Genomic DNA, 16,595 nt, shown 5'->3' on the forward strand with positions numbered 1-16,595 from the left:
GATGGCGGATGGTGAGAACTGGCTCACACTCGTTAGCATTCCAGCAAATGCTTAAGGGGCTGCCCGATGGATTCATTTTTTTCCCACTCGCCCCAGGCGCCAGACGCCGGACTCGAACAACTCGCACTCGCCGCTGGCATACAAATGCGCTGGCAAGACATTCTCGGCCGGATACATACGCCCGATGCCGACGTACTGCGGAATGTGTTTGGCCGTCTTGGCCTGCCGTGCGCCACTGCGGAACAAGCCGCCGATACGGCGCGCGCACTGCGTGACCAGGCCGAGCGTGCCACCAACCCCTGGTTTACCGCCACCGTGGCGCAGCCGCTGGTGTTGCCCGGTAGCGCGTTTGATGCCGGACAGAATTACCTGATCGAGCTGGAAGGCGCGGGCGCCCTCGGCGGCACGCTGCAGCACGGCCCGGACGGTCACATCATCACCGAGCTGATGCCGTCGACGCCGGGCTATCACCAACTGCATATCGGCGAGCGCCACTACACGCTGGCCGTCGCACCCGAGCGTTGCTGGACCGTGCCGGACGCGCAGCGCGTGGTCGGGCTGGATCGGCGGCAGCTACGCGCCACCGCAGCCCAGCTGTATGGTTTGCGCGCCGAGCGCGGCACTCAGGGTGGCCTCGGCACTTATACCGCGCTGGGCACCCTGGCCGAGCAAGCCAGCAAGGTCGGTCTGCATGGCGTCTTGCTCAGCCCCTTGCATGCAATGTTTGCCAGCCAGCCCGGCCAGTTCAGCCCGTACTCACCCTCCAGCCGGCTGGCTTTTAACGATTTATATGTGGATCTGGAAGCGGGCTTCGGCGCCGATTTGTTTGCGGCGGCGCTGACGCCGGAACTGCAGAATGAACTCAACGCGCTGCAGGCGCGTGAGCAACTGGACTGGCCCCGCGCCGCCGTCGCCAAACGCGCCCTGGCGCAGGCCCTGTTCGAGCGCGCCAGCAGCGCGCCCGAACGCCCCCTGTGGCAAGAATTTCTGCGCTTTGAAGCCGCGCCGCCGCTGGCGCTGTTGCATCACGCCTGGTACGAGGCCATCCAGCACACCCTGCTGGTACAGACGGGCGATCCGGCCATGCATCACTGGAAAAACTGGCCGGCGCATTTGCGCGACCTGAATCATCCGGGCGTGCTGACCTTTGTGGCCGAGCAAGCGCGGCTGGTGCAGCTGCATCTGTTTATGCAATGGCTGGCGCTAACGCAATACCGGGCCGCGCGCGACGCGGCCAGCAGCATGCCGCTGGGGCTGATGGTTGATCTGGCGGTGGGTTCTGATCCGGCGGGCAGCCACGCCTGGAGCCGTCAGCACGATATGTTGCATGGGGTGTCGCTGGGCGCGCCGCCGGATGACTACAACATGCAGGGGCAGAGCTGGGGCCTGACCACGCTGTCGCCCATCAAACTGCGCGAGCACGGCTTTGGCGCTTTTGTCGAATTGTTGCGCGCCAATATGCACGCCAGTGCCATCCGCATCGATCACGCCGCTGGCCTGGGGCGCTTGTGGCTGGTGCCGGATGGTGCGCCGGCGGGCGAGGGCGTTTATCTGCGCATGCCCTTGCCCGATCTGGCACGGCTGGTGGCGCTGGAATCGGCGCGGCAGCGCTGTGTGGTCATCGGTGAGGATCTGGGTACGGTGGAAGATGAGTTACGCCAGGCGCTGGCCGCAGTCGGTGTGCCTGGCCTGCAGCCTTTGCTGTTTCAGCGTTGGGACAATCAATTCATCCCCCCGTCCCAATGGCGACATAACGCGGTGGCGGTGTCGTCCACGCACGATATGGCGCCGCTGGCGGGTTGGTGGCATGGCCGCGATCTGGATGCGCGCTTGCAAGCGGGTTTGATCACCGATCTGCCCGCCGCCCAGGCTGAGCGGGAGCGGGAACGGCAGCAAATGGCGCAGATGCTGCACGCGGCAGGCACCGGCTTTGGCGCAGGGCCGGAAGGCACGCCCATTCCGGAAGACGGCCGCGCTCTGGTCGACGCCGCGCTCACCGCCGTGGCCGCCACCCCCAGCCCGTTGGCATTGGCGCCGCTGGAAGATTTGCTGGCGCTGGAAGAAGAACAGAACCTGCCGGGCACGATCGATGAATATCCGAACTGGCGCATCCGGCTACCGGTGCCGGTGGAGCATGTGTTTGATGACGCCAGCGTGCAGCAGCGCATTCTAGGCTGGCTGAACAAGGCGTAAAACGCAGCCCGGGCCGCACACCAGTGTGGCTAAGCCGCAGCAACGCATAGGGTGGGGCCAAACCCGCCCATCAAAGTGGCCCGCCAGGCGCGCTGAGCTTGACCTGCGGCTTTGATAGGTGGGTCTAGACTACCCCATGCGTGGTTATGCGACGACGGGGTAAACGCGACGCATGGCGCGGTAATGCGGGGCCCAGATCTTGCGTTGCACCCGCAAGGCCACCGGGGTGCCATCGTCCTGCGCCAGACCGTCCACAATGGCCTGTTCGCCCACTGCCACCGCCACCCGCCGCGCCACTTCACGCAAGGTGTTGATTGGGGGCAGCAGACCATGGTCGCTGCCGCCAGCCGGGCGCAGTTCGGCAAGGGCTTGGGCCGCCGCCAACAACATCCCGTCCGAAAGGGCCGACGCCTTGACCGCCACAGCCCCCAGTGCCAGGCCGGGGAAAGCGTAGGCATTATTGCTTTGCGTAATCACATGCTGCTGGCCGTCATGTCCCACTGGCGCAAACGGGCTGCCGGTGCCCACCAGTGCTTTGCCGTCGGTCCATGCCAGCAAGTCACTGGGGATGGCTTCACAATGGCTGCCCGGATTGGACAAGGGCAGGATCACCGGACGCTCGCACTGTGCGGCCATGCTGCGCACGCAAGCTTCATCAAATGCACCAGCCTGACCGGATGTGCCAATCAGCACGGACGGGTGCACTGCGTCGATCACTTGCTGCAGCGTAATTGGCGTGCCGATGCGATAGTCCGGCCATTCGCTGGCGGCGCGCGCAAACGGATTGCTCGGGTCGCCCAGCAGCAGGCCATCGCGATCGATCATCCAGATACGGGCATGCGCCTGGTCCGATGTCAGCCCTTGTTGCATCAGGCTGACCACCAGCAAACGCGCGATGCCGGTCCCGGCCGCGCCTGCGCCAAAGATGACGATGCGCTGGCCACTCAGCCCGGCTTGCAAAGCTTGCAACGCACTCAAAATGGTAGCCAGCGCCACCACGGCCGTGCCCTGGATGTTGTTGCTGAACATGCATAGATCACCGCGGCGACGCGCCAGCACGCGGCGGGCGTCGGCATGGGCCAGGTTTTCCCACTGCACCACCACATGCGGCCAGCGTTCGCGCACCGTGTCGATCAGATCATCAATCAGGGCTTCACGCGCCGCGCCGCGCACGCGGGCATGGCGCCAGCCCACGTACAGCGGGTCTTCCAGACAGGCCGGATTGTCGGTGCCCAGATCAAGCAGGATGGGTAGCACGGTGGCGGGATCAAGCCCGGCGCAAGCGCTGTGCAGCGACGCCGCACCGATCGACATGGCCATGGCATTGGCGCCCTGGTCGCCGAAGCCGGCCACGTGCTCGCCGTCGCTGATGACGATGGTTTCAATCTGGTCCAGGTGCGGTTGCGACAACATGCGGGCCATTTGCGCACGTTGCGGGTAGCCCAGAAACAAGCCGCGTGGACGGCGGTAGTGGCGGCTGAAATGGCGGCTGGCGTGCGCCACCGTGGGCACGTGCACCACCGGCAGCCATTCCTCCAGATCGCTGGTCAGGATGGCGTAGAACAGCGCTTCGTTGCTGTCCTGGATTTCGCGCAGAAACACCTGGCGGCTGACGTGATCCGGCATGGCGCGTAATGCTTCTATGCGGCGGGTAACCTGCTCTTGCAGCGTGGCAATGTGCGGGGGTAACAAGCCGTGCAGATCGAATTCGCTGCGCTCGGCTTCGGAGAACGCCGTGCCTTTGTTCAGCAGGGGGTCGGCCAGCAATTGATAGCCGGCCAGCGCGGTTTCGATGGTGTCATGGGCGTGGGCGGAGAAGGGGGCGGCGGGATTGTTCATGGCACTCCTTGCGGGCGTACTGCCCTGGCGATGAACTGGGCAGGGTATTAGTAAGCCGGAATGCACATTTTGATAATGATCAAACGGCAGGCAAAAAAAACGGATAAGCCTGGGGCGGGCTTATCCGGGAAGCGTGCTGGACAACACAAAAACGGTTGAACGAGAGTGCTGCGCCGCGCTGGTTTAGCCAGCAGCGCTGAGTAAAGGTTTGACGTTGCTGATGCGCTCATCGTTAAAACGCGCTTCGCTCAGGGTTTCGATTTCGCCCGAGATGGCACCGCCGGATTCGATCAGCAATTTGCCGTAGCGGATCTTGCCTTTGACGCGGCCGGTGGCGTGGATGATCAACTGATCGCGTGCGGTCAGTTCGCCTTCAAACACGCCGTAGATTTCGGCGACATCAATGCCGACCTTGCCACTGAACGAGCCGCCTTCGGCAATGCGGATGACGCGGCTATCCATGGTGGCTTCCACGCGGCCTTCCACCACCAGCGTGTCGCAATCGAGGATCTCGGCGCCTTTCAGTTTGACGTCCGGGCCAACGATCAAACGGCTGCCGCTGACTTCAGCCGTGCTGGCACGGGTTTCGGTGACGGGAGATTCGGCCACGCTGGCAGCCGCAGCCGGGCTGGATGTGGCACTGCTGGCGCTGGCCTCGGCCGCAAACGGTTCAGCGCTGAGCGGCGGGGCCGGATAGACGCCCGGGCTGCCGGTGCGTACGCCGTGGCGCTCGCTGATGCTGTTGCCGGGGGTCTTGAGAATTGGGCTTTGCTTGGAAAACATGGGTACTCCTTGGATTACGCGCGACCTGCCGTGTGTGCCGCGTCTATCCACCTTATTGCAAGGGGCGTGCCAGTTTGCCAAAGCTGAGTGTTTTCAAGGGCTTGCGCGGTGAGCTTGCCGCCGGTCGGGCATGGGCGGCACAAAAGCGTCGCCCTACGGCAACAAGCACTTGAGCTGATCGCTTTATGTGGTTGTTTTAAAAACAAAAAACGCTGTCCCGAATTAACGACAGCGCTGTCTTGAAAGAATGATGCGTGGGGTGCGTTACCCCCAAGGGGGGCAACGCACATTTCGGGGCGCTAGGCCCCGCCAACCCGGTATCACGCATGCGCAGGCGGGGTCTTGGCCTCATGTTTGGCGCGGCGTTTGCTGGCCAGGCCGTCAAAGGTCAAAAACAGCACCGGCGTTACGTACAGCGTAATCAGCTGCGAAATCAGCAAGCCACCCACAATCGCCACGCCCATGGGTTGGCGCAGTTCGGCGCCCGCGCCGATGCCCAGCGCAATCGGCAGCGCGCCCATCATCGCGGCAAAGGTGGTCATCATGATCGGGCGAAAGCGTAGTTGGCACGCCTGCAAGATCGCATCACTGGCCGACAGCCCTTGGTGGCGCTGCGCCTCCAGCGCAAAGTCGATCATCATGATGGCGTTCTTTTTGACGATACCCACCAGCAGCAAGATGCCGACCATGGCAATAAAGGTCAGCTCCAGATTGCACACGCGCAAGGCCAGCAGCGCGCCCACCGATGCCGAGGGTATGCCCGCCAGAATCGTCACCGGATGGATCCACGATTCATACAGCACGCCCAGCACCACGTAGATGACGGCAATGGCGATCAGGATCAGCCAGATCTGGCTGCCTTGCGACTGCTTGTACACCGCCGCGTCGCCCTGGAAATCACCGGACACATAATCCGGCATACCGATTTTTGCGCGCGCGTTATCGATGGCGGTGGCGGCATCGGACAGTGATGCGCCTGCGGTCAGGTTAAACGAGATGGTCACCGCGGGCAGCTGGCCCTGGTGGTTAACCGCGCTATTGACCTTGGTGCGTTCGATATGGCCCAAGGCCAGCAGCGGCACCAATGCGCCAGTGCTGCTGCGCACTTTCAGCTTGTCGAGGCCGGATTCGTCGTAACGGTTTTCCTGGCCAATTTCGAGGATCACTTCATAGCTGTCTTGCGGCAAATACAAGGTCGAGACCTGATGCGTGCCAAACGCGTTGTACAGCGTGTCGCGTAGTGACTGCATATCCACGCCCAACTGATTGGCCTTGTCGCGATCAACTACCAGATGCGCCTGCAAACCGTTCTTCAGTGCATCGGTGTTCACATCTTTCAGCGAAGGCGCGGCGCGCAACGCGGCCAGCAACTGGTCGGACCAGTGATCCAGCTCTTCCGGGTGCACCGCCTGCAGCGTGTATTGATAGCGGCTCTTGCTGCTGCGGCCGCCGGTACGCAAGTTCTGCACTGGCGAAAAATACAGCGCAATGCCGGGGATATCGGCTACTTCCCGCCGCATGGTTTGCAGCACTTGCGCCATCGGCGCACGTTGATCGCGCGCTTTCAGGTTGATAAACATGCGGCCGGTGTTATTGGCCGACGGGTTATTGGGCGAGCTGCCCAGGCTGGACAGCAAGGTGGCCACGGCCGGATCGGCTTGCAGTCGTTTGGCCGCCATATCCTGCAGCCGCGCCAGGCCGTCGTACGAGATGTCCTGCGCCGCCTCGGTCGTCACCTGCACCTGACCGATGTCTTCCTCGGGGAAGAAACCCTTGGGGCTGATCTGATACAGCCAGATGGTAATGATCAGCGTGGCCAGGGCCGCCAGCAGCGCAATCCAGCGATGGCCGTTAACCACCCAATGCAAGGTGCGGTCGTAGCCTTTCAGCGTGCGGTCAAACAACGCTTCAAAGCCACGGCTCCAGGCGGGGGCTTTGCGGGCGGCTTCTTCGGCGTCTTCGTGTTTGATAAAACGCGATGCCAGCAGCGGGATCAGCGTCAGCGCGGCGCAGGCCGAGGCGACGATGGCCAGCGACACCACCACGGCAAATTCGTGGAACAGCAAGCCTATGGTGCCGGGCATAAAAAAGATCGGGATAAATACGGCGATCAGCGAAATCGAAATCGAAATCACGGTAAAGCCGACTTCTTTGGCGCCGTCGATGGCGGCCTGCATCGGTGCGACGCCTTCTTCGACGTGGCGCACGATGTTTTCCAGCACCACGATGGCGTCATCCACCACAATGCCGACCGCGATGGTCAGGCCCATCAGCGAGATGTTGTCGAGGCTGAAGTTAAGCGCCTTCATCAAGGCAAAAGTGGCGATCAGCGACACCGGCAGACTCACCGACGGAATCAGCGTGGCGGTGGCGCGGCGCAAGAACAGCAGAATGACCAGCACCACCAGAAAGATGGTCAGCAACATGGTGTAGTTGACGTCGCGGATCGCATCGCGGATCGAGATCGAGCGATCGTTCAGCACCGTCACATTCACCGAGCTGGGCATCTGCGAGCGCAAATGCGGCAGTTGCGACTTGATGGCATCGACCACGGCCACAGTATTGGCGTCGGGCTGGCGCTGGATTGACAACACAATCGAGCGCTCGCCATTAATCCAGCTACCGGCGTTGATGTTTTCCACGCTGTCTTGCACGGTGGCGACATCGCCCAGTCGCACCGGCAGACCGTTACGCGTGGCGATGATGATTTGCGAGAACTGCGCGGCGTTCTTGAGCTGCTTGTTGGCTTCCAGCAGCAACATCTGGCGATGGCCATCCAGCTCGCCCACCGGCGAATTGGCGTTGGCGTTTTTTAGCGCGGTGCCCAGCTCGGCCAGGCTCATATCGTGCGCGGATAAACGATCCGGATCGGCCTCTACCCGCACCGCATAACGCTTTTGCCCAAGGATGTTGACCTGCGCCACGCCATTGATGGTGGAGATGGCGGGCGACAACAGATTCTCGGCGTAGTCATCCAGATCCGACAGACTCATCGACGGCGAGTTGATGCCAACAAACAGAATCGGCGCATCGGCCGGATTGACCTTGCGATACGCGGGCGGCGTGGTCATATCCACCGGCAGGTTTTTGGACGCGCGAAACAGCGCGGACTGCACATCGACCGAGGCCGCGTCGATGCTACGGCTGGGGTCGAATTCCAGCGTCATCGACAAATTGCCGGTGAGACTGGAGCTGGTCATGACCAGCAAGCCGGGAATGGTGGAAAACTCTTTTTCCAGCGGCCGCGCCACCGAGGTGGCCATGGTTTCGGGGCTGGCGCCGGGCAATTGGCCGGTAACGCTGATAACGGGCGAGTCGTAACGGGGCAGGGCAGAAATCGGCAGGCTGAACCACGCCGCGATACCGGTAACCACCACGGCGATCCACAGCAATAGCGTGGCTACCGGGCGTTGAATACTGAATGTCGAGATATTCACGATGACCTCGGAGGCAGGCGCGCGCGGCCGCCGGGCGGCTCACGCGGCGCCAGGCTGATTAGCTGTTGGCGTCTTCGGCGGCTTTGACACCGCTGGCTTGAACCTTGACCTTGTTGCCGGGGCGCAGATTCTGCCCACCTTCGCGCACCACGTGCGCACCGGCTTGCAGGCCGCTCACCACGGCGGTATCGCCAATCACGCGCTCAAGTTTGACTGGTGCGGAGGCCACGCTGTTGTCCGGCTTGATCAGATACACAAAGCGTTGCTCGGGGCCGGTGAGGATGGCATCAACTGGCAGACTGAGCGCACCTTGCAGCGCGCCCGCATCCAGTTCGACCTGGGCATACAAGCCGGGCCACAGAGCGTGGTCTTTGTTATCGAATTCGGCCTTCATGCGGATCGTGCCCGACGTCGGGTCGACCGTGTTATCGATAAAGATCAGCTTGCCGCTACGCTTGCCGCCACCGGGCAAGCGAATCTGCACCGGCAATACGCCGTTCTTTTGCGCGGCGACCACGGGTTGCAGGTCTTTTTCTGGCAGGGTGAATTCGGCGTCGATGGGGTCAATCTGCATCAGCGTCACCAGCGGCAAGGTGCTGGCGGGCTGTACCAGACTGCCAGGATGCACATTGGTCGAACCAGCGCGCCCGGCAAACGGTGCCACAATGCGGCTGTACGACACTTTAACGTGGCTGGTGTCCAGATCGGAATTGGCCGCAGCCAGTTGCGCCTTCAGGCTATCCACCGCATTGCGGCTGGTGTCGATGGCGCTGGGTGAAACAAAACCGGCCTTGGCCAGCGCCTGGTTGCGTTCCAGATCTTGCTGCGCTTTGGCCAGATCAGATCGGGTTTTTTCAATCAGCGCCTGGTTATGCGCCACGGTGGTCTGGTCTTCGCGCGCATCCAGCGTAAACAACAACTGGCCGGCTTCAACCTGCTGGCCTTCCTTGAAATCAACGCTGCGGATAGTGGAAGTGACTTGCGGCCGCACATCCACCTGGGTTACCGGCACGATATGGCCCTGGGCGGACAAATGCAGCGGAATATCCGATCTGGCGACGGTGGCCGCCGTGACCGGTATCGCACTTTGCTTTGGCGCTTCGGCCGGCTTTTCTGAACAGGCCGCCAATGCCAGCGCTACGGCAATCGCTGTGGCAGGCAGCAGCACCTTGCGGCGCATCTTCTTATCGTTATTAGTCATGCATGATCCCGTCGCGGACGCCACGACGGAATCGCAGCGTAATCCAAACCATCACAAGGGCTACAAACAGCCCAAAGCCGACGATGATAACGTGCATGGGTGGCATTCCGCTGACAGCGAATTGATCGCGAACCAGCGCCGTGGCATGCGGCGGAATCGGGCCGCTCAAAAACCGCACCAGCAAGGCATGAATACCCACCATCACCAGAATGCCGATGTTTTCGTTGAAGTTTTGTACCGCGATGGAATGGCCCGCACCCATCAGCATATGGCCGCGGTGCTGCAGCATGGCGTTAAGCGGTACCACAAACCAGCCCGACAAGGCGCCGACGATAAACATCAGGATGGCGGCCACCAGGGGGCTGTGCACAAACAGCATGCTCATTACCGAGACGCCCATCAGAATGCCCGCGGGCAATACTGAGAATGCATTTTTCAGCGCGACAAACCGGCCCGCCAGGATCGCGCCGAAGGCGGTGCCAAAAGCCACCACAGCTATCAGGCGGGTGGCGTGTTCCATGCTGTAGTTCAGCCAGATAATCGCCCAACTGAGCACCACCAGCCGCATGGTGGCGCCAGCGCCCCAGAACAAGGTGGTCACGCCGAGCGACAGTTGGCCCTGAGGGTCCCGCCACAAACGACGCGCACACCACCAGAATTCCTTGATCAGAAAAATGGGGTCGAGATGCAGTGGTTTGAGATGGACTTTAAGGCGCGGAATGTAGACGTTGAGCCAGGCGGCACACAGATACAAACCGATGATGGCGCACATGGCAAATTGCGCGGGAGACATGAAATCGCTGGCGGCAAATTGATCGTACCAATCGCTGGCACGATCCCCCACCAGTACGCCGCCCAGCACGGTGCCAAAAATAATGGCGCCTACGGTGGCACCTTCCAGCCAGCCATTGGCTTCGACCAGCTTTTCGTGCGGCAGGTATTCGGTAATCAAACCATATTTGGCGGGCGAATAAGCCGCAGCGCCAAAGCCGACCAGCGCGTACGCCACAATGGGCGGCGCTCCGCACAACATGCCGATACAACCCAGCATCTTGATGCCGTTGCAGATCATCATGGCGCGGCCCTTGTGCATGGAATCAGCAAAGGAACCGGCAAACGGGGCCAGTACGACATAAGAAACGGTGAACGACCAGAGCAGCATCGATAAATGCCATTCGGGCGCGCTCTGCTCGCGCAGCAGCGCCAGCGCGGCGATAAACAGGGCGTTATCAGCCAATGCCGATAAAAACTGCGCGCCTAAAATAATGAAAAAACCACGATCCATGCCGTGCCAAGCCTGTCTGGAAGTCGGTAGTTCGAGAGGCATCGGGCTTAGAGGTTGCAGCGCCGAAGCCAGAACCTGCGATTTTTATAGAAAATAGTTGTGAACCATGCCCGCGCGGGGCGGCCATGACGCCCGGTTTATATCATGTTTGTACCGGCCAGGCCGATAAAAACCGGTAGCCGTGGGCGGACTGTTTGATGGGAGCAATTGTTACATCAATGCCCTAATCATCAGCGCAGGCTGGTGGTGGGCCTGGGGATGCATGCTATGATGGCAAAATCCTGGCACGGGAAGACCCCGCACCAACCGCTGGCTGGCAACAAGATGGATACAAAGTCTGCCGCGCAATACATCGCGTAACAGACGCCCTTATGGCAACGCTGGGTGGTTTGGCTATCTCTGATGGATATTCTGCAATACCTTCTTCCTGTATTTACTGATTACGGCTACGCCGCTGTATTTGCCGTGCTGGTGGTCTGCGGCTTTGGCGTTCCTATCCCCGAAGACATTACCCTGGTTGCCGGCGGCATTATCGCCGGCATGGGCTTTGCCAATGAGCACACCATGTTCTTCGTCGGCATGGCTGGGGTGTTATGTGGCGATGCCCTGATGTTCTTTATCGGGCGTTACTTTGGCGAGAAAGCGCTGAAATGGCGCTGGGTGGCGCATGTGATGACGCCGCAACGCTACGCCGCAGTACAGGACAAATTCCGCCGCTATGGCTATCGCGTTTTGTTTGTAGCGCGCTTTCTGCCTGGCTTGCGTACACCGATTTATCTTTCTGCGGGCATGTCGCGCTGCGTGCCGTTCTGGCGCTTTTTGCTGGCAGATGGCCTGGCCGCTTTTATCAGCGTGCCGATCTGGGTCTATCTGGGCTATTACGGCGCGTATAACCGCGAGTGGCTGCAGCGTGCCATCGAAAAAGGCCAGACCGGCATGTGGTTCCTGCTGGCAGGCCTCGCCACCTTTAGCCTGATCTGGTACTTGCGCCATCGCCGCGCGCATCACCATCCGCATCACGGCCCCGCCGAACCCGGCAAAAAATTGCTGTGCGACAAGGTCGGTGAAAACTCCAAGTGACCAACGTGCCACAATGCGGCTCAATGCTGTGTACTGCCACCTAACCTGACCCCACACCATGACTCGCCCGATCCAGGCGTTAATCCACCGCGCCGCGCTGCAACACAACTATCAACTGACACGCCAGCTTGCGCCTGCCAGCAAAACGTTTGCTGTGGTCAAGGCCAATGCCTATGGGCATGGCCTGCAACGCGCGGCCGCAGCGTTATATAACGCGGACGGTTTCGGCATTCTTGAATTTGATCGCGCGGTGGCCTTGCGTGACTGGGGTCATGTACAACCGGTGCTGCTGCTGGAGGGGGTGTTCAGCCAGGCAGAATTGATCGCCGCTGCGCAGCATGATTTCAGTGTCGCCATTCACCAGCCCACGCATCTGCAATGGCTGGAGCAATCCCGGCTGGCACGGCCCCTTAATATCTTTCTCAAGCTCAATACCGGCATGAACCGTCTCGGTTTTCCGGCTAGCCAGGCGCGTGAGCTTGCCGCGCGGCTGCAGCGTTGCGCCAATGTGGCCAGCGTGACGGTGATGCAGCATTTCGCCACTGCCGACGAACCCGAGAAGGGCATCGACCAACAATTGGCGCGTTTCAAAGCCGCAACCGAAGGGCTGGCTTTGCCGCAGTCACTGGCCAATTCCGCCGCCACCCTGGCCTACCCGCAAACCCACGCGCAGTGGAACCGCCCCGGCATCGTGTTATATGGTTCATCGCCATTCGCGCAGCGCAGCGCGCAAGATCTCGGTCTGCAAGCGGCAATGACGCTGCAGTCCGAACTGATTGCAATCCAGGATCTGCAGCCCGGTGATCAGGTGGGTTATGGCGCGACCTTTACTGCAGATCGTGCCATGCGCATAGGCGTGGTCGCTTGCGGTTACGCCGATGGTTATCCACGCGTGGCCCCGACCGGGACACCGGTGACCGTCGATGGTGTAGCAACGCGGCTGGTCGGGCGGGTTTCGATGGATATGCTGACGGTTGATCTGAGCGCCGTACCCGCTGCGCGCATAGGCAGCAAAGTTGAATTGTGGGGACAAAACCAGCCCATTGATGCCGTCGCCCATGCGGCGGGCACCTTGGGTTATGAATTAATGTGCGCGGTTACCACCCGCGTACCGTTTGTGGATGCATGAGCTGCAGCGATCCTGCCGCCGCGTTTAAAACAAAAACCGGACTTGCGTGCTTCGCCATGGCGATGGCAATGTCTGGCATGGGCCCATTTGGGCAAGGCTCGAAAAAGCAAGGGTTGTTCTTTAGAATGACCCGCTTTATCAAATAATTTACAACTTCGTATTCATCAACCAGCAGGTTGCATCATGGCATTGATTGTCCAGAAATACGGTGGCACTTCGGTCGGCTCGCCGGAGCGCATCAAAAATGTGGCGAAGCGCGTCGCCAAATTTAAAGCGCAAGGACACGATCTGGTGGTCGTGTTGTCCGCCATGAGCGGCGAAACCAATCGCTTGATTGCCCTGGCCAAAGAGATTCAGGCCAACCCTGATCCGCGTGAGCTGGATGTGATTGTGTCCACTGGCGAACAAGTGACTATTGGCCTGCTGGCCATGGCACTTAAAGAACTCGGCCTTGAGGCGCGTTCTTATACCGGCGGCCAGGTCAAGATCCTGACCGACAGTGCATTTACCAAAGCCCGTATCCAGTCGATAGACGACGAAAACATGCGCGCCGACCTGAATGCCGGCCGCGTCGTGATCGTCGCAGGTTTCCAGGGCGTGGATGCGGAAGGCAATATCACGACTTTGGGTCGTGGTGGTTCGGATACCACGGGCGTGGCGCTGGCCGCAGCGCTGCGTGCCGACGAATGCCAGATTTATACCGACGTCGACGGCGTCTACACCACCGACCCGCGTGTGGTGCCCGAAGCCCGCAAGCTCAAGACCATTACCTTTGAAGAAATGCTGGAAATGGCCAGCCTGGGTTCCAAGGTTTTGCAGATTCGTTCTGTTGAGTTTGCCGGCAAGTACAACGTTAAATTGCGCGTGTTGTCGTCCTTCCAGGATGAAGGCGAGGGCACGCTGATTACCTTCGAGGATGACAGCAACATGGAAAAACCCGTCGTTTCCGGCATCGCATTCAACCGTGACGAAGCGCGTATCAACGTGATCGGTGTGCCGGACAAACCCGGTATTGCTTATCAGATTCTGGGCCCGGTTGCCGATGCCCTGATCGACGTCGACATGATCATCCAGAACGTGGGTCAGGACGGCACTACCGATTTCAGCTTTACCGTGCCCAAGAACGATCTGCCGCGCACGATCAAAGTGCTGGAAGGCGTACAGAACCATATCGGCGCCAAGAGCGTGTCGGGCGACGACAAGATCTGCAAGATCTCGATCGTCGGCGTGGGCATGCGTAGCCATGTGGGCGTGGCCTCGACCATGTTCCGCACGCTGGCGGAAGAGGGCATCAATATCCAGATGATCTCGACCTCCGAAATCAAGATTTCGGTCATTGTGGACGAGAAGTACCTGGAACTGGCCGTACGCGTGCTGCACAAGGCATTTGGTCTGGATCAGGCTGCTTAAGCGCTGCGATCAATAAAAACAGCCCTTTGTGGCACGGTTAATTACCGTGGCCACAAGGGGCTGTTTGTTTTTTAACAGGCGGTTTAAAGCAGTTTTTGCCTCATTGGCCATGGCCTATTCATTTAATTGCAATGTTTGATGCGGTTATTGATCGCAGCGGTGCACTTGATTGAATAGCGTGGCGATAATTTCTGTGGAATTGTTTTTCTTTAGCAATCAAGCGATTGCCGTTTTTATCGGGATTAATTGATTCGTTTTGTTGACGGCCTGGGGGTTGCACGGTATTATCCCGCTTCCCTTGACGGAGACGTGGATGAGTGGCTGAAATCACTTCCCTGCTAAGGAAGCATACGGGCTTAAACCTGTATCGAGGGTTCGAATCCCTCCGTCTCCGCCAGCGGACTTACTCGCAGGCGGTTCGCAAGTGTAGTAAGAAGTAGTAAAGCAGCAAATGACAGTGCACCCGTAGCTCAGTTGGATAGAGTATCTGGCTACGAACCAGAGGGTCGGGCGTTCGAATCGCTCCGGGTGCACCATCATTCTTTTGCTGTTGTCCATATTGCTTGATGCAATATCGCCTCGTCCCCATCGTCTAGAGGCCTAGGACACCGCCCTTTCACGGCGATAACCGGGGTTCGAATCCCCGTGGGGACGCCACACTGTTGGCTACTGCGCGGACGCATCTTGAAGTCCGGCGGTACTCGCAATCCTCATGGCCCGCATGGCCACTCCGGTTGCTCCGTTCCGGCGGCCTTCAACCTGCGACCGCTCGCTACGCCCTCACCATCGCTGAACTTCCCCGCTGTTGAATCGATTGCTGCTTACTTGCTGGCATTTACGCAATGCGCTTCGCTGTTGCGGCTTGCTTCGCTCGCCATCTCAAAACCGTTGGCCCTTGTCGAGTGCCGAGTGCGGCATGGTCTTCCTGCATACCGTCCTTCCTGCACCAAGCCAACAAAGCCGCACATTCTGCCCGCAACATCCAGCTAACAAAAGCCAATCAAAACCGGTCTCGTTTTAGCACGCGCAGTTTGCCCAACTAACCGAGCAGCAACGCCAGGCCCGTACGCCCCCCAAAAACAAAGCCGGACATGACAGCATCAAGTCCGGCTCAGTGTTCACGCACGCGGCAGTTTAAAAATCGCGGAACTGCTTATGGCATTCGGTGCAGCGGTTTTCTACGGCGTCGAAAGCGGGGCGGATTTGCGCGGGGTCGCGGGTGGCGGCTTTTAGTTTGAGCTGGTCCACGGCGTCTTGCAGATTTTTGGCGTCGCGGTCGAAGTCGGCGCGGTTCAGGTTGATGGCGCCCGCTTTGGCGGCCGTCTTGCTGTCGTCTTTGCCCAGCTCGGTAAACCACTGCCAGGGCTGATGCGCCAGGATCTGCAATTGCTCGGCGTCGGCCGAGAATTTATCGGCTTTCCAGTCGGATTCGCCGCGCAACATGTCGCGCATTTCCTGGCTGGTATGCAGCATTTGTTTAAAAACCTGTTTGCGCTTGTACACCGGCGAATTCGGGTCTTCGTGACTACAGGCGGAGAGTAGGGCTACACACACCAGCAAACTAACAATTCGAGCGGTCATTGAATACATTTCTGTTTATGAGATGAAAAGGTGTATCAGTGTCGCGGCGGCCGGGCCAGCCGCAACATGCGCCGCCGCCATTTGCGTAACCGCATGCGCCAGGGGCGGGATCGGTTGCGCGCCCAGCGGCGGGCGCGGGCAATCAATATATAAATACGCCGGTATAACGGCACCTTACGCAAGGCAGGTCGGCAAGCGCGCTCGATGACTGCCACCAGGCCGGCTTCCAGCAGTTTGGTCGCACTATACAGCAGCCCACCGCTAATCCAGTGGTGCCGGGCCATCCAGTAATACGCCAGCACCTTGGGGGGTTCAAACGCGATAAACAAGGCGCTGACCACAAGCATCGCCTGCCATGGTGGCCGGCGCGATAACCATGCAAATGACCACAAACTCAGACGCCGCCATACCGGCAAAGTTAAAAACGCTTCCACCAGTGGGCGCACGTGCGTCCAAAGCCAGGCTTGCAGCTCGATCAGCAATGCCAGCGGCAAGCTAAACCAGGTAGGGCGACGGGAGTAGGGCACGGAAGACGGACCTGGCGACGACAAAATCTGATTCTAGCTGTAGCGGCTGGCGTCGGCCTGACGCGCCTTGATTTATTCGGCCTCTGCTCGGTCTTTTTCCGGAGTCTGCGCGGCATAAAAGCCGGCCAGG

Annotated in this window: 11 protein-coding genes and 3 tRNA genes; 7 read left to right on the forward strand and 7 right to left on the reverse strand. The window is 60.0% G+C overall.

What is annotated here, in order from left to right; translation table 11 throughout:
- The first annotated feature begins 66 nt into the window (after nt 1-66).
- Complete coding sequence (gene malQ, locus ACYQ1A_RS02395) at nt 67-2,193, forward strand: 4-alpha-glucanotransferase (protein ID WP_499359919.1); 2,127 nt, start codon at nt 67-69, stop codon at nt 2,191-2,193.
- 144 nt (nt 2,194-2,337) lie between these two features.
- On the opposite strand, the gene maeA is transcribed toward malQ, so the two are convergent.
- The 5 genes from maeA to lplT all read right to left on the reverse strand — a co-directional run bounded on the left by maeA (nt 2,338) and on the right by lplT (nt 10,738).
- Entirely contained in the window at nt 2,338-4,032 is a 1,695-nt protein-coding gene (gene maeA / locus ACYQ1A_RS02400) for an oxaloacetate-decarboxylating malate dehydrogenase (protein ID WP_499359921.1), read from the reverse strand.
- Nucleotides 4,033-4,215: 183 nt separating this feature from the next.
- The gene (locus ACYQ1A_RS02405; RefSeq protein WP_499359923.1) at nt 4,216-4,815 is read right to left on the reverse strand and encodes a bactofilin family protein; all 600 of its coding nucleotides are present in this window, start codon (nt 4,813-4,815) and stop codon (nt 4,216-4,218) included.
- A gap of 320 nt (nt 4,816-5,135) precedes the next feature.
- Nucleotides 5,136-8,252, reverse strand: a complete 3,117-nt coding sequence (locus ACYQ1A_RS02410) for an efflux RND transporter permease subunit (protein WP_499359925.1) — start codon at nt 8,250-8,252, stop codon at nt 5,136-5,138.
- Nucleotides 8,253-8,310: 58 nt separating this feature from the next.
- On the reverse strand, nt 8,311-9,453 hold the full coding sequence (locus ACYQ1A_RS02415; RefSeq protein WP_499359926.1) for an efflux RND transporter periplasmic adaptor subunit: 1,143 nt from the start codon (nt 9,451-9,453) through the stop codon (nt 8,311-8,313).
- Nucleotides 9,446-10,738, reverse strand: coding sequence for a lysophospholipid transporter LplT (gene lplT / locus ACYQ1A_RS02420; protein WP_499359928.1), 1,293 nt, complete (start codon nt 10,736-10,738; stop codon nt 9,446-9,448). The genes ACYQ1A_RS02415 and lplT overlap by 8 nt, the downstream gene beginning before the upstream one ends.
- 402 nt (nt 10,739-11,140) lie before the next feature.
- Here lplT and ACYQ1A_RS02425 point away from each other — a divergent pair, with 402 nt between their 5' ends.
- The 6 genes from ACYQ1A_RS02425 (at nt 11,141) to ACYQ1A_RS02450 (ending at nt 15,014) form a co-directional block, all read left to right on the forward strand.
- Nucleotides 11,141-11,818, forward strand: coding sequence for a DedA family protein (locus ACYQ1A_RS02425; RefSeq protein WP_499359930.1), 678 nt, complete (start codon nt 11,141-11,143; stop codon nt 11,816-11,818).
- A gap of 58 nt (nt 11,819-11,876) precedes the next feature.
- The gene (alr, locus tag ACYQ1A_RS02430; protein WP_499359932.1) at nt 11,877-12,947 is read left to right on the forward strand and encodes an alanine racemase; all 1,071 of its coding nucleotides are present in this window, start codon (nt 11,877-11,879) and stop codon (nt 12,945-12,947) included.
- A gap of 183 nt (nt 12,948-13,130) precedes the next feature.
- Nucleotides 13,131-14,357, forward strand: coding sequence for an aspartate kinase (locus ACYQ1A_RS02435; protein ID WP_499359934.1), 1,227 nt, complete (start codon nt 13,131-13,133; stop codon nt 14,355-14,357).
- Nucleotides 14,358-14,660: 303 nt separating this feature from the next.
- A tRNA-Ser gene (locus ACYQ1A_RS02440) sits at nt 14,661-14,754 on the forward strand.
- Between the two features lie 62 nt (nt 14,755-14,816).
- Nucleotides 14,817-14,893 (forward strand) — tRNA-Arg (locus ACYQ1A_RS02445).
- Nucleotides 14,894-14,938: 45 nt separating this feature from the next.
- Nucleotides 14,939-15,014: transfer RNA gene (locus tag ACYQ1A_RS02450), tRNA-Glu, on the forward strand.
- A 477-nt stretch (nt 15,015-15,491) separates the two neighbouring features.
- Here the strand turns inward: ACYQ1A_RS02450 and ACYQ1A_RS02455 are convergent.
- Nucleotides 15,492-15,938, reverse strand: coding sequence for a c-type cytochrome (locus tag ACYQ1A_RS02455; protein ID WP_499359936.1), 447 nt, complete (start codon nt 15,936-15,938; stop codon nt 15,492-15,494).
- A 35-nt stretch (nt 15,939-15,973) separates the two neighbouring features.
- Nucleotides 15,974-16,465, reverse strand: a complete 492-nt coding sequence (locus ACYQ1A_RS02460) for a hypothetical protein (RefSeq protein WP_499359938.1) — start codon at nt 16,463-16,465, stop codon at nt 15,974-15,976.
- Nucleotides 16,466-16,595 lie beyond the last annotated feature (130 nt).

Source organism: Silvimonas sp. JCM 19000, from assembly GCF_054652575.1.

Bases quoted from the DNA above. Each gene is read 5' to 3' on its own strand.
- malQ (WP_499359919.1), top strand. From the start codon at position 67: ATGGATTCATTTTTTTCCCACTCGCCCCAGGCGCCAGACGCCGGACTC.
- maeA (WP_499359921.1), bottom strand. From the start codon at position 4,032: ATGAACAATCCCGCCGCCCCCTTCTCCGCCCACGCCCATGACACCATC.
- ACYQ1A_RS02405 (WP_499359923.1), bottom strand. From the start codon at position 4,815: ATGTTTTCCAAGCAAAGCCCAATTCTCAAGACCCCCGGCAACAGCATC.
- ACYQ1A_RS02415 (WP_499359926.1), bottom strand. From the start codon at position 9,453: ATGACTAATAACGATAAGAAGATGCGCCGCAAGGTGCTGCTGCCTGCC.
- lplT (WP_499359928.1), bottom strand. From the start codon at position 10,738: ATGGATCGTGGTTTTTTCATTATTTTAGGCGCGCAGTTTTTATCGGCA.
- ACYQ1A_RS02425 (WP_499359930.1), top strand. From the start codon at position 11,141: ATGGATATTCTGCAATACCTTCTTCCTGTATTTACTGATTACGGCTAC.
- alr (WP_499359932.1), top strand. From the start codon at position 11,877: ATGACTCGCCCGATCCAGGCGTTAATCCACCGCGCCGCGCTGCAACAC.
- ACYQ1A_RS02435 (WP_499359934.1), top strand. From the start codon at position 13,131: ATGGCATTGATTGTCCAGAAATACGGTGGCACTTCGGTCGGCTCGCCG.
- ACYQ1A_RS02455 (WP_499359936.1), bottom strand. From the start codon at position 15,938: ATGACCGCTCGAATTGTTAGTTTGCTGGTGTGTGTAGCCCTACTCTCC.